The organism is Undibacterium sp. GW821-FHT11B02, from assembly GCF_058808955.1.
This window is the reverse complement of the sequence record NZ_JBXASD010000005.1, coordinates 33316-46161: the sequence shown is the minus strand read 5'-3', so window position 1 is coordinate 46161 and position 12846 is coordinate 33316. Positions and strand designations below refer to the sequence as shown.

Annotated in this window: 13 protein-coding genes; 7 read left to right on the top strand and 6 right to left on the bottom strand. The window is 50.7% G+C overall.

Features of this window, described 5'->3' with window-relative positions:
* Positions 1-116 precede the first annotated feature (116 nt).
* From AC1RVX_RS11400 to AC1RVX_RS11380, 5 genes are all read right to left on the bottom strand, one after another.
* Positions 117-1073, bottom strand: coding sequence for a lipase secretion chaperone (locus tag AC1RVX_RS11400; RefSeq protein WP_493216716.1), 957 nt, complete (start codon positions 1071-1073; stop codon positions 117-119).
* A 108-nt stretch (positions 1074-1181) separates the two neighbouring features.
* Positions 1182-2114 carry a lipase family alpha/beta hydrolase gene (locus AC1RVX_RS11395; protein ID WP_493216715.1) on the bottom strand — a complete coding sequence of 311 codons (933 nt, stop codon included), beginning with the start codon at positions 2112-2114 and terminating at the stop codon, positions 1182-1184.
* A 396-nt stretch (positions 2115-2510) separates the two neighbouring features.
* Complete coding sequence (locus AC1RVX_RS11390) at positions 2511-3650, bottom strand: anhydro-N-acetylmuramic acid kinase (protein ID WP_493216714.1); 1140 nt, start codon at positions 3648-3650, stop codon at positions 2511-2513.
* A gap of 42 nt (positions 3651-3692) precedes the next feature.
* On the bottom strand, positions 3693-4241 hold the full coding sequence (locus tag AC1RVX_RS11385) for a GNAT family N-acetyltransferase (protein ID WP_493216713.1): 549 nt from the start codon (positions 4239-4241) through the stop codon (positions 3693-3695).
* Positions 4242-4295: 54 nt separating this feature from the next.
* Positions 4296-5663, bottom strand: coding sequence for a M23 family metallopeptidase (locus tag AC1RVX_RS11380; protein ID WP_493216712.1), 1368 nt, complete (start codon positions 5661-5663; stop codon positions 4296-4298).
* A gap of 300 nt (positions 5664-5963) precedes the next feature.
* On the opposite strand from AC1RVX_RS11380, the gene tyrS reads away from it, so the two are divergent.
* The 7 genes from tyrS (at position 5964) to AC1RVX_RS11345 (ending at position 11249) form a co-directional block, all read left to right on the top strand.
* Positions 5964-7232, top strand: a complete 1269-nt coding sequence (tyrS, locus tag AC1RVX_RS11375; RefSeq protein WP_493216711.1) for a tyrosine--tRNA ligase — start codon at positions 5964-5966, stop codon at positions 7230-7232.
* Positions 7233-7446: 214 nt separating this feature from the next.
* Positions 7447-7887 carry a D-aminoacyl-tRNA deacylase gene (gene dtd / locus AC1RVX_RS11370; RefSeq protein WP_493216710.1) on the top strand — a complete coding sequence of 147 codons (441 nt, stop codon included), beginning with the start codon at positions 7447-7449 and terminating at the stop codon, positions 7885-7887.
* 4 nt (positions 7888-7891) lie between these two features.
* Positions 7892-8560 (top strand): histidine phosphatase family protein, encoded by a 669-nt coding sequence (locus AC1RVX_RS11365; protein ID WP_493216709.1) that lies wholly within the window; start codon positions 7892-7894, stop codon positions 8558-8560.
* Between the two features lie 294 nt (positions 8561-8854).
* Entirely contained in the window at positions 8855-9313 is a 459-nt protein-coding gene (locus AC1RVX_RS11360; RefSeq protein ID WP_493216708.1) for an SRPBCC family protein, read from the top strand.
* 39 nt (positions 9314-9352) lie between these two features.
* Complete coding sequence (locus AC1RVX_RS11355) at positions 9353-9820, top strand: SRPBCC family protein (RefSeq protein WP_493216707.1); 468 nt, start codon at positions 9353-9355, stop codon at positions 9818-9820.
* On the top strand, positions 9807-10202 hold the full coding sequence (locus AC1RVX_RS11350; protein WP_493216706.1) for an ArsR/SmtB family transcription factor: 396 nt from the start codon (positions 9807-9809) through the stop codon (positions 10200-10202). The genes AC1RVX_RS11355 and AC1RVX_RS11350 overlap by 14 nt, the downstream gene beginning before the upstream one ends.
* A 273-nt stretch (positions 10203-10475) precedes the next feature.
* Positions 10476-11249, top strand: a complete 774-nt coding sequence (locus tag AC1RVX_RS11345; protein ID WP_493216705.1) for a hypothetical protein — start codon at positions 10476-10478, stop codon at positions 11247-11249.
* 178 nt (positions 11250-11427) lie between these two features.
* On the opposite strand, the gene AC1RVX_RS11340 is transcribed toward AC1RVX_RS11345, so the two are convergent.
* Positions 11428-12756 carry an NAD(P)/FAD-dependent oxidoreductase gene (locus tag AC1RVX_RS11340; protein ID WP_493216704.1) on the bottom strand — a complete coding sequence of 443 codons (1329 nt, stop codon included), beginning with the start codon at positions 12754-12756 and terminating at the stop codon, positions 11428-11430.
* Positions 12757-12846 lie beyond the last annotated feature (90 nt).

Sequence of the window (12846 nt, the reverse complement as noted above, 5' to 3'; positions counted from 1 at the left end):
CCTACAAAATACAAATTCTCCACTTGCTCACTCATACCGTTCAAGTATCAATTGATGAACAGAATTGCCCTCCATTTGGTATTCATCTCAGCACTCAGATGCAAAACGACCCCGCATCATTCATAAGCTGGCAAACGCCGCTGCTCGTCTGCGCTAAAAAACTGATTGCGCACCTGCTGCAGAGCGCCCTGCTTTTCTGATTCGCTGTGAAAAGCCATTTCTGTATTCAGTCGATTTTTCTGGTCCAGGTATTGTTGTATGCGTGATTTCCAGGCTGCTTCTTCCTTGTCGACCTCTGCCAGTCTGGTTGCCGCTTCGGGGGAAGTGGCGGCTGCGCGCATACGGAAAACATCTTCATCGCTGGCACCGCTGGCGCGCAGGTTTTGCGCCTGCTCTTCCAGCCGCACCACCTGGTAAGGTGCATTCTTTTCTTCCTTCAAAGCGGCAGGCAAAGCATCATCCAATGCTTTCAGCTGGGCCTTTCTCTGCTCCGCAGACAGGCTGCTATTTTCTGCGATGTCCATTCTTGCCAGGGCATCCTGGTCATAGGCATCATCAAAACCAAACATGGCCAGGTTTTCGCGGTCACTGAAATAGCGTTGGCGCAATTGCTGCATGGCGGTCCAGCGCTGTCTTGCGGCAGCACCCATGCCGGTTTTTCCCGGGCTGATATTTTGCACATTGCTTTCCACTGTCAACAATGCCTGCTTGTACTGAATATAGCGCGCCAGTAAATCTTTCGCTTGCTGGGCCGCCTTGCTACCCAGTTTCTGGGTCAGCACCCTTTCAATTTCTACCTGAATTTCATCCAGCTTTTTTTCGCCGATGGCGGCCAGGTAATAATCAAACAGCAGCCTTAGTTCGGCATTGATCTGCAAATCACCGGCAGCATCCTGACTGACTCTGCCATCACCAGTCGTACCTTCCATCGAGCGGACAAAGTCAAAACTGTGATCTGCCTTGCGCAGTTTGATGGGTTCTGGATTGGACTCGTTTTTTAAAGCAGTAAAAACAAAAAATGCAGCGACGCACAATGTCGTCGCGCCTGCAAATGCAAGATTACTTGTTCTCATTGAGCACCGCTCCTATGCATATCATTTAGTCATTTTTTGCCAGTACCAGGCAATGGCGCCGTATCACTACACCATTGTCCGGTATGCTTAAGCATCAAAGCCCTGCGACTACAGCCCCTGATTTTTCAAACGATTTGCATGCTGCCTGTATATCGTAACCGGATTGGTTTCAAAAATGTTGACCAATCCAATAGTCTGGTTGACTTCATCCAAATGGTTCATCGCATAGTCATCACGAATCACCTTGCCCAGATGAGCAGAACAACTGGCAACCAGTCCATCATTTTTTTCAGATCCAAAAGCCAGTGAAGTCAGGGCCAGTGCCGGATCGATGATATCCAGTACATTGGTATAAGGTTTGGCACCACTCCAGGAAAAATATGCCACGCCTTTGGCCGTATAAGCGCCTTCACCACAAGCAGTGGTAGGGACGCCTTCCGGATACTTGGCATTGAACTTCAGTGAACCGGCCGTGCTCAGTGAATTGGCAGCAGCCAGCGAATCTTGCGACATGGTTGGTTGACCGGACAAGAAACTGATGATCTGCGCCAGACCGTTGGTGATGGACACCAGCACGGTATTGGATAATGAACCTGCCGGTGCAACACCCAGCAATACATCCGCCACTTTGGAACCACGATTCACACCGCCCACCGATGTCGCCGAGGCCACCAGGTCAGGTCTGATGGAAGCCACATAGCGGATGGTAGGTCCGCCATGACTATGACCAATCAGATTGACCTTGCTGGCACCAGTCACAGCCAGTATCTGTTTGACCTGGGTCAGCAATTGCTCACCTCTGACTTCTGTGCTGTTGGCCGCCGCGACCTGGGTGACATATACCTTGGCACCGTCGCTGCGCAAAGCAGAAGGAATCCCATACCAATAATCGACAGGACCGATGTTGTCGAATCCAAACAGGCCATGCACCAGCACAATCGAATATTTTGTTTCCGTATAACCTGATGCCCAAGATGGTGCCGGTAGCAACATCAGGGCGACTACACACATTACCAACTTCTTCATCATGCTTTTCTTCATTTTGTCTCCTTCTTTGTTATCGTTGAAATGAAACTCAGCGGTGCCAATGGCTCAGCTTCTGTGAGCTGATACCTGTTTGTTATGGCAGTCTCAGGCTAGGTTCAGTAGCCCGAATTAGCAAGTTGCCATGCAACATAAAAAGAGATGGGAAAAGCCGGTTGTTGGAAAATTCCGACGATAGATAAGGTATAAAAATGAGTTAAATCATTTTTATCCACTCTAAGAAAGTTTGCAGCCAGAGCGGGCGTACAGTGTTTTAGATGAAATTCACTAAAGTGAAGTCTTGCATCGTCAACAGCAAAGTATTGTCTGTTAGTCACAACATGGGAATAGATGTTCTTTGCCTACAGTTCTCACTGGAGCAAATAAGTTGCGCAGACAGATTGGCAGGGGGTATCAGGCCGGGTACAGTGCACCCAGGATGCGTGCGCCAGCAGCGCCGGTCACATCTGCCAAATTACCCGGCAGGCGCAAGGTGAATTGCCTGGCCAGCCAGGCAAAGGCCAGTGCTTCTACCTGTTCCGGGGCGACTCCCAGGTCTGCCGTGCTGCTAACAAGTGCCAGGCAACCCTGTGCCGCCAGCAAGCTCTGCAAGCGCTGCATCAGATTATGATTAAAGGCGCCGCCACCGCAGACATACACATGGCTGGCTTGTGCTGCATGCCGCACGATGTCATCGGCCAAGGTCTGGGCAGTGAATTCACACAGGCTGGCTTGTACATCGACTGCCGACGCCTGGGTAAAATTGCGCAGTTTGTCTTGCAACCAAGCCATATGGAATAAATCACGCCCGGTACTTTTCGGGGCAGGCAATTGCAGATAGGCTTCGGACATCAATAGTTGCAGCAAAGCGGGGATGACTTGCCCCTGCGCAGCCCAGGTACCATCCTGATCGTAACTTTTGCCGTGATGTTTTTGTATCCAGGCATCCATCAGTACATTACCAGGGCCAGTATCAAAACCCAGAGTATGGCCATCTTCCGCCAGGATGCTGATATTGCTGATGCCGCCAATATTGGCCACCATGCGGCAACTGCCTGGCTTGCCAAAGACAGCACGATGGAATGCCGGCACCAGAGGTGCCCCCTGCCCGCCGGCAGCTACGTCACGGCTGCGAAAATCAGCAATCACATCCACGCCAGTCAGTTCGGCCAGCAAGGCAGGATTATTGGTCTGGCGGGTATAGCCCAGTTCGGGCCGGTGGCGTATGGTTTGTCCGTGTGCGCCGATGGCGCGTATGCGGCTGGCTGGTGATTTGGTCTGCAAGGCATGAACGCAGGCCGCATAACAACGCGCCAGCGCGTTGGCCAGCAAGGCTTCTTGATGAATTTCATTATCACCTGGCTGTTGCAAGACCATGGCCTGCTGCCGCAGAGAATCGTCAAAAGGCACATAGGCGCTGGCGATAATCTGCATGGCATCACCGGTGCCAGCATCGTCAGGAAAGCGAACCAGCACGCCGTCAACGCCATCCAGACTGGTACCGGACATCAGCCCCAGATAGACGGGTGCACTGTTTTCTGGATTGCCTGGCATGTTTGTACTCGCTTTGATAGTAAAACGGGAATTTGCTAAAGATTACAGCATTTTGGAAAAAATTCTGTTCTCGATTTTCTCTTCCCCCATCTGGAAGATGCTGACAGCAGTCTCTTGATAAGCCGCCTTGGGGTAAAACTGCAAGGCGCGGGCGTTACCTACCCAGACCGACAGCCAGGCTTGCTGTATCCCTTGGGCATGCAGAGCCTGCTCCGCATCTGCCAGCAATCTGCGTCCTATACCCAGCCCGAAAAACCGGGGATGTACATACAGATGATCCACTTCCGCCTGCGCAGCATCGGGCATCGACGATTGTGAGCAGGGCTTGCCTGTCGTGGTCTGGCAATAGCCGACCAGATGCTGATCAAGCTCGGCCAGCAAAATATGGGTATTGGCTTGCGCCAGATAAGCACTGGTTCTGGCCAGCGTCAGTTCTTCCAGCACATAATCAGCAATGGCCGGACGTATGCCTTGCACGGCATAGGTATCCAGCCAGACCTGCATGATCAAGACTGTCAGCGCAGGCGCATCTGCTGCCTCCGCCTTACGCACTGTAAATGAAAAATGCCCGCTCATGCTGTCAGCACGCATGTGACAGATCGAGCGGGCAAAAACGAAGCGGGCAAATGCGAAACGTGCAAGTGCTTACCGCATCGCCAGTTTCATGGTTTCAGCCGCGCGCTCAGGATGCAAGAGATTGAACCTGTGGCTCATATCACCAGCAAAACCCTTGAAGCGGTTCATTTCATTCGCAGCTAATGGAGCGGCTTCCGTCATGTTGATGGACATGGGGTCACGTGCCTCATTATTGACGCGGAACTCATAATGCAGATGCGGGCCAGTGGACCAACCAGTGGTACCGACATAACCAATGACATCACCCTGGCTAACCTTGCTACCCTTGTGTATGCCCGCAGCAAAGCGGCTCATATGGGCATAGGCTGTGCTGTAGTTATTCCAGTGCCTGAGTACAACCAGGTTGCCATAGCCGTTGCTGGGAGCCGCTGAATCAACCACACCATCAGCAGAAGCACGGATAGGCGTACCAATCGCTGCCGCAAAGTCGACCCCCTTATGTTGCTTCCACTGACCAGAAATGGGATGCACGCGCATGGAGAAACCAGAAGACACGCGGGTAAATTCTATCGGCGACTTGAGGAAAGCTTTTTTCAGGGATTTGCCGTCAAAGGTATAGTAACCACCCTTGCCGCCAGTTTCTTCAAACCAGGCCGCCTGATACAGCTTGCCTGAATTGCTGAATTCACCTGCCAGCACACGACCAGTACGTACGCGCTCGCCGTTTTGCCAAAAGCTTTCATACACAATATTGAAATAATCACCCTTTTGCAGGCGCTGATAATCAACATTGGTCTCGAACATGGACTTGATCTGTTCGGTGACGTTATACGGAATCAAGGCTTCATCAGCAGCAGGGTAAAACGCCGTGCGGATATAAGCTGTTGCCATTTCCACTCGTCGCTCCAGGCTGGCCGTGATGTCGGAGGATGCCAATTTACCATTGGCATCACGCTTGATGACGATATTTCTGACGGGCTTGTCAGGGCCATCTGAGACGGTTGTCTGCAACCACAACAGTTCACCTTCATCATCCGTTTTGACTGCAACGGTTTTGTCTGCCCGGAACTGCAACATGCTACGGGCAATACTGTCTGATTTGATAAACTGGCTTGCTTCGTCATCGTCAACACCGATGCGTTGCAAGAATGTACTCAATGGTTCACTGCTCTTGAAGGTGGCTTCCCTGGTGAATTGTTGCTCACTCGTTTCGAGTGCAGCAACCTGGTCTTCCAGTTTTGGCAGGGACAGTTCTTCGGTAATTCTCTTGACCGGCAAGTCCGAGGCATCAGGTGCCAACGGTGCTACGCCCACTGCGCCAAATGCGCAGACAGCAAAGAAAAGAGCGGAAACAGAGATGATGCGCGATGCGCGTGTGGTGCCGAATAACAGTCTGCTACCAGAAGCTAAACGAAGTAATTTATCTGTTGGACGCATGCAATAAGTTAAAATTGACTGTTTTTATCGAAAATTCAGGCTTGTTGCAGTGACTTGAAGGTGCACACAAGATGCACAACATAGCAAGACTGCAAGGCCAAGGATGGGATTATAAAGTATTCACAACAACCGCCTGAAAATCACTTAGCAAGTAAAATTGCAAGTATCCGGTGGATTGTGAGACTTATGATTAATAATCCCGGCATTTTAACCAACACCCAGAATTTGGCAAAGGCTGATTATGGATTCAGATTTTGAATTCGACCAGCGGTGTTACAAAAAATTTGATGCAATTTTATTATGACTTCTGTACAAAATTCAAACTCTACTGATAACGCTGCGCAGACCAGCAAAATTCTGCCACTTTCTGATGCGGTGCAACACGCATTGGCAGTGACCAAACGCGGTGTTGATGAACTTTTAATCGAGTCTGAGTTCGCACAAAAACTGGCTCGTAGTGAACAAAGCGGCAAGCCCCTGCGCATCAAGTTGGGCTTGGACCCGACTGCACCAGATTTGCACCTGGGCCACACAGTGGTACTCAACAAGATGCGCCAGCTGCAAGATCTGGGCCATACCGTTATCTTTTTGATCGGTGATTTTACGTCCATGATCGGCGACCCATCTGGTCGCAATGTTACCCGACCACCGCTGACCCGTGAGCAGATTGAAGAAAACGCCCAGACTTACTTCAAGCAGGCTTCCCTGGTGCTGGATGCCAGCAAGACCGAGATCCGCTACAACTCGGAATGGTCAGACCCGCTGGGTGCACGTGGCATGATTCAGTTGTCATCCAAGTACACGGTAGCCCGTATGATGGAACGCGACGATTTCACCAAACGCTTCAAGGCTGGCACGCCCATTTCGGTGCATGAATTTTTGTACCCGCTGATGCAGGGTTATGACTCTGTTGCCTTGAAATCCGACCTGGAACTGGGTGGCACTGATCAAAAATTCAACTTGCTGGTTGGTCGTGAATTACAAAAAGATTATGGCCAGGAACCGCAATGTATTTTGACCATGCCCCTGCTGGAAGGTCTGGACGGCGTGGAAAAAATGTCCAAGTCCAAGAACAACTACATCGCCATCACGGAACCAGCCAATACCATGTTCGCCAAGATCATGAGCATCTCGGACACCATGATGTGGCGCTATTACGAGCTGCTGTCTTTCTGTTCACTGGAGCAGATCGCTGCTTACAAAAAAGCCGTGGCCGAAGGTCAGAACCCGCGTGACATCAAGGTTGCCATCGCCCAGGAAATCGTGACCCGTTTCCACAACAAGCAAGCAGCAGAAGATGCGCTGGCGGATTTCGTCAATCGGTCCAAAGGCGGCATCCCGGATGACGTAGAAGAAATCAGTTTGAGCGGCGCACCATTGAGCATAGGTCAGTTGCTGAAACAAACCAATTTGTGTGCATCAACTGGTGAAGGCATGCGTATGGTGGAGCAGGGTGGCGTGCGTATAGATTCCGTCGTTATCAGCGACAAGGGCTTGAAAGTCGAAGCAGGTACATTTGTGGTACAAGTTGGTCGTCGCAAGTTTGCAAAAGTAACGTTGACGGCTTGATGTTCTGAGCATCGTAGGTTGGGCCGGGCCCCGCTGGGCTGCGGTTTACCAGCCCAACACTGGGCATTTCAATCACGTATACGTTTATTTGAGGCCCAGTGTTGGGCTGTTGAGACGTAGCCCAGCGGGGCCCGGCCCAACCTACGAAGCCCGGCCCAGCCTGCGAGTTTTCACGCTCTTCACCCCACACCAAGCAACAATTCCAAAGCCCCCCATGATCGCCCTACTACAAAGAGTCACCGAAGCCAAAGTCGTCGTCGATGGCAACACGATCGGTTCCATCAATGCAGGCCTGATGGTCCTGGTCTGCGCCGAACGCGAAGATACCGAAAAACAGGCCGATGCCTTACTGACCAAGCTTTTGTCTTATCGTGTTTTTTCTGACGATGCAGGCAAGATGAACCGCAGCGTCACCGATGTACAAGGTGGCTTGCTGCTGGTGCCGCAATTCACATTGGCGGCCGATACCAATTCTGGCACCCGCCCCTCTTTCACACCAGCTGCACCACCAGAACTGGGCAAGCAATTGTTTGATTATTTTGTCACCCAGGCACGCAGCAAACATGCACAGGTAGAAACTGGCAGCTTTGGTGCAGACATGAAAGTATCGCTGACGAATGACGGCCCCGTAACCTTCTGGTTAAAAACAAAATAAGCAAATGAAAGCCACAGAAATTATATTGATACGCCACGGCGAAACTGCCTGGAATGCAGAACGCCGTTTGCAAGGTCACCTCGATATCCCTTTGAATGCAGAAGGCACTCGTCAGGCCAAGGCGCTGGCCTGGGCACTGCAAAACGAAAAGCTACATGCTATCGTTTCCAGCGACTTGCAGCGTGCCGTACAGACAGCCGGTGAAATCGCCCGCCTGCAAGGCATCAGCACCCGCATCGACAAAGGCTTGCGTGAGCGCTGCTTTGGCGGTTTTGAAGGCAAACTGTATAGCGAACTACCCAGCCTGTACCGCAAAGAATATAACGCCTGGCAAGCACATGAGCCCGATGCGGAATTCCCGCCAGGTGAAAACCAGGGCGAAACCATCAGGCAATTCCATCGTCGCGTGATGGAACATGTGCTGCACTACGCCAAGCAATTTGAAGGCAAAAAAATCGCCCTGGTCGCCCACGGTGGCGTACTGGAATGCGCCTACCGTGCTGCCAAAGGTTTGCCACTGAATGCCCCTCGCGAAGTGACCATTTATAACGCCAGCATCAATCGCTTTGAAGTCACAGGTAAAGATATCAAGCTCGTGCAATGGGGCGATGTCGCGCATCTGGATGCGGATGGGCTGGATGAGATTAATCAGACTAAGGTTGAGAAACACTAAATGCCTGGAACTCATTTCATCAATAGGAATGCGTTCTAGATAAATTCTACGGAGCCCTCTCCCGCAAGGCCCGGATGCAACCTGGCTAATGCTCCATGCGTGTTAATGGTGCATCACGTGGGAATTTACTTGCTGTTGCCAGTGATTCATCCCCGCCATTGTTGCCTCTCGTTAAAATTCTCAAATGACATTCAATCAAATTAACGCAACCAATTAGTTGCATTTTAAACGAACACCATCCATAATAAATACGCAGCCATTTGGTTGCATATAAACTATCCACGGAGGTGCATCATGAAAAATTATCAACGCAACTTGATCATCAAAGCCAGCCCCGAAGCCACCTACGCAGCATTGACAACCATCCCGGGCCTGCGCGCCTGGTGGTCCAAGGATTGCGAAGGCGGCACTGAAATTGGCAAGACCCTGTATTTCCGCTTTGGCGCCTGCTACAAAGACATGCGTATAGAGCAATTGGACCCAGGTAGCACCGTACGCTGGTTATGCACCCGCGCCCACATCGTGGCAGAATCAGTCAGCCGGCCTGACGAATGGGTCGGCACCCAGATCGTATTTCGTCTGAGCGATGCCGGGCAAGGCAAAACGCGTCTGGACTTCGAGCATATTGGCCTGTTGCCATCCTTGGAGTGTTATGCTCTCTGCCAAAATGGCTGGCAGCATTTCCTGGGCAGCCTGCAACAATATCTGGAAACCGGTACAGGCACACCTTTTACACTCGCAGCCAATTCGTAAGGCCTGGCATACCTCATCAAGGAAAAGGAGAAAGTCAGCATGACTACCGTAGCAGACACAGACAGCATAGAACGCAGCATCATCATCAATGCATCACGCGAGCGCGTATGGCGCGCCCTGAGCAACGCGGAGGAGTTTGGGGCATGGTTTGGCACCGACCTCTCTGGTCAGGTGTTCCAACCAGGCGTGCGGGCACGCGGCCCGTTTACTCACCCAGGTTGCGAAGGCCTGTACTTCGATGCCGTCATCCAGCACATCCAGCCGCAAGATGCCATGTCCTTTCATTGGCACCCTTATGCTGTGGATACCACCGTAGATTACGCAGATGAACAGCCGACACTGGTGAGTTTTAGTCTTCGTAATGCTGCAGGTAAAGCCACCTTGTTGACTGTCGTTGAATCGGGCTTCGACAAGGTGCCGCCACATCGCCGCCGCAAAGCCTTCGAGATGAATTCAAACGGCTGGGAAATGCAATTGCAAAATCTTTTCAACCATGTCAGCAAGTAAGCCCATCAGCAAGCCAGCGGTGCATGACATGGCCAGTGAATCAATAGCAGTAAGCGTCGCATCCAACGACGCACTGGCCCATGTCTTCGCCGCGCTGGGAGATCCTACGCGTCTGAAGCTGGTGGAAGTACTCTGCGCTGGTGACGCATTCTCAATTTCACACCTGACCCAAACCACGGCAATCAGCCGCCAGGGTGTCACCAAACACCTGAACGTCCTGGCAGACGCAGGCGTAGTGCGCGACATCAAAATCGGCCGCGAGCGCCTGTGGCAACTGGAACCCGGCAAAATAGACGAAGCCAAACGCACACTGGAATCCATAGGCCGTGAATGGGAAATGGCGCTGGGAAGACTGAAGAGGTTTGTGGAGAAGGATGATTAGACTGCCTGACAGCGAAGTTGCTTACCAAGGTCGGGAGGTCCTTTAAACAGGCATCCATCACCAGAGACACCACTTTAAATGTGCGTACATAAAAAACTGATCCGACTGCATGTGGTTATGATGCACTGAAATACCCAAAACAATATTTCCAGACACATTGATTGACCAACACAAGAGAATTGGTGATACTGATATTGTTGAATAATTGCAAGCTTTACATGGCCCTGACTACCATCAACTGACTACTGCATTTTAAATTTGAGGACTGAATTCGTGCGCGTCTTTTATCAATTCGATTTTGATACGCTGTCTCGCGGCGTCAAAAAACAATTATTAAAGTCTGTTTCCAATCCTGATTACCTGGTGTATGCCGATACGAAATCAAACAGGATTTTGTTTGGCCTGAATGCATTATTTATCATTGTTTGCAGTTTTTTATTATGGCTGGTGACATTTTCTGAATTAACGCATCCGGTCAGCTTGCTATGGGACGGCCAAAGGGTAATTGTCTGGTACACGTTGTCACTGACTGGTGTTTTGTACGGTGCCATCGAAGTCTGGCAACGCATACAGCTCAACAAAAAATTTTACTTTCTTCCTGGGTGCTATCTTTTTCCATTGGCAATTGTTGATGCAAGATCCAGAAAAATTGGCGTATATGACCTCGCACAACTGCGCAAACTGGACGTCACCCACAATGTAGTGAATGGCAGGTACAGAAAAACCCTGTTCACATTCAACTTCTACGACGGTTCAGCAAAAATCCTGACGATCAGAGATAAAAATAAAGCTGAAATTGTTTTAAACAATTTCAATTTATCACAAGGCGTTGCGCGCACGGCATTTCAAAACAGGGATACAAAAACGCTCAATGGCTTTGATCCTTTTCTTGAAATACGAAAAGCCAAATGGGCGGGGGCATTAAATGAAACCAAAGCCAGTACAGGAAAAGAACTGCTGGACTTCGTGATCGATTTGAAACTACCACTGGTGTTGGTCGCTACAGTGCTGGCAATGCTGTTTTGGTATGGTAAAAATGCAGCTTAAGATATCGGGCAGCATGCGCCAGGGCGTGAAGAAACAATGTCAGCAACATCGCTTCAGACATTCTCAGGTGCAGGACATTTAATTTTGAATTGAACAGTCATTAACATGGTGCACCAGGTTTGTATGCACGATCTTGCAGAGTCTTGCCTTGCAAGGCAAGACTCCATCTACCAAATAATCAATGCAACTTGATACGCGGATTACGCACCCTGTCTATGGTCTCTGCCCAGGTCGACAGCCAGGTATGGAATAAACCATTCACTGCAACCTGATGATGCTTGTGCAGTGACCAGTACATCCATTTCGCCAGGGTACCTTCAATGAAGACCGAGCCGCTGGCGATAGCCCCCATCAGGCTACCGACCGTGCTGTAATTGCCCAGCGACACCAGCGAGCCATGATCCTTGTAGGTAAATTCCAGCAGCGACTTGCCTTGTAACTGACGTGTCAGCGACTTGGCCAGCAGGCTGGCTTGCTGATGTGCAGATTGAGCGCGTGGTGGCACATTCGGTAACCCCTCACCCTGAGGGCAGGCACAGCAATCACCCAGCGCAAAGATGGAAGGATCACGGGTGGTTTGCAAGGACTGGTTGACGACCAGCTGGTTGATGCGATTGCATTCCAGGCCATCAAGATCTTTTAAAAACTCTGGTGCCTTGATACCTGCTGCCCATACGACAATACCACTGGGGATGAATTTACCACCGGCCATTTGCACACCGGCTTTGGATACTTCAACCACTTTTTCATTGGTATGAATTTCGACGGCAATACTGCGCAATTCACGCGCCACGGCTTCCGACAAACGTTCAGGCAGCATTTGCAGCAAACGCGGTGCAGCATCGACGATGACGATCTTCAAGTCTTTTTCTGGATGGAAATTCACCAGCCCATAACTGGACAGGATTTTGGTAGTCATATGCAATTCTGCTGCCAGCTCGACGCCTGTGGCACCACCACCGATGATGGTGACGGTAAAGCGCCCTTCCCCCGCAGCCTGAGCCTGGGTTTGTGCACGCAGGCAGCAATTGATAAGTTTTTGATGAAAGCGCTCTGCCGCGGCCAGAGAATCCAGCATGATGCTATTCTCGCGCGCACCCGGCGTACCAAAGTCATTGGTCTGGCTACCCAATGCGATCACCAGATTGTCATAAGGGATGGCCTGACGTGGCAATAACTCCATGCCATTTTCATCCAGAGTTGGCGCAAGGTAAATTTCTTTCTTGTCGCGTGACAGGCCATCCATACGGCCCAGTCGAAATTCAAAATGATTTGATCTTGCCAAGGCAAAATATTCGCGTTCGTCAGCATGGCTGTCAAGGGTGCCAGCGGCAACCTGATGCAATAAAGGTTTCCACAAATGAGTACGGCTGGCATCTACCAGCGTAATAACAGCCTTGCCGCACTTGCCTAATTTCTTGCCCAGACGGACTGCCAGTTCCAGACCGCCTGCACCACCGCCAACGATGGTAATTCTATGTACTGCCTCCTTGTTTTGCGTGTTCACGACAACTCCCTTAATATAAAAAATGTATTCCCTTGACGACGATCATTAAATCAAAGCCATGGGAATGCACTTTTGTCAGGAGCCTGTAAG

What these genes read in the sequence shown, in the direction of transcription:
- dtd (WP_493216710.1), top strand. Translation starts at nt 7,447, where the DNA reads ATGATCGCCCTACTACAAAGAGTCACCGAAGCCAAAGTCGTCGTCGAT.
- AC1RVX_RS11355 (WP_493216707.1), top strand. Translation starts at nt 9,353, where the DNA reads ATGACTACCGTAGCAGACACAGACAGCATAGAACGCAGCATCATCATC.
- AC1RVX_RS11360 (WP_493216708.1), top strand. Translation starts at nt 8,855, where the DNA reads ATGAAAAATTATCAACGCAACTTGATCATCAAAGCCAGCCCCGAAGCC.
- AC1RVX_RS11395 (WP_493216715.1), bottom strand. Translation starts at nt 2,114, where the DNA reads ATGAAGAAAAGCATGATGAAGAAGTTGGTAATGTGTGTAGTCGCCCTG.
- AC1RVX_RS11390 (WP_493216714.1), bottom strand. Translation starts at nt 3,650, where the DNA reads ATGCCAGGCAATCCAGAAAACAGTGCACCCGTCTATCTGGGGCTGATG.
- AC1RVX_RS11400 (WP_493216716.1), bottom strand. Translation starts at nt 1,073, where the DNA reads ATGAGAACAAGTAATCTTGCATTTGCAGGCGCGACGACATTGTGCGTC.
- AC1RVX_RS11380 (WP_493216712.1), bottom strand. Translation starts at nt 5,663, where the DNA reads ATGCGTCCAACAGATAAATTACTTCGTTTAGCTTCTGGTAGCAGACTG.
- tyrS (WP_493216711.1), top strand. Translation starts at nt 5,964, where the DNA reads ATGACTTCTGTACAAAATTCAAACTCTACTGATAACGCTGCGCAGACC.
- AC1RVX_RS11365 (WP_493216709.1), top strand. Translation starts at nt 7,892, where the DNA reads ATGAAAGCCACAGAAATTATATTGATACGCCACGGCGAAACTGCCTGG.
- AC1RVX_RS11350 (WP_493216706.1), top strand. Translation starts at nt 9,807, where the DNA reads ATGTCAGCAAGTAAGCCCATCAGCAAGCCAGCGGTGCATGACATGGCC.
- AC1RVX_RS11385 (WP_493216713.1), bottom strand. Translation starts at nt 4,241, where the DNA reads ATGCGTGCTGACAGCATGAGCGGGCATTTTTCATTTACAGTGCGTAAG.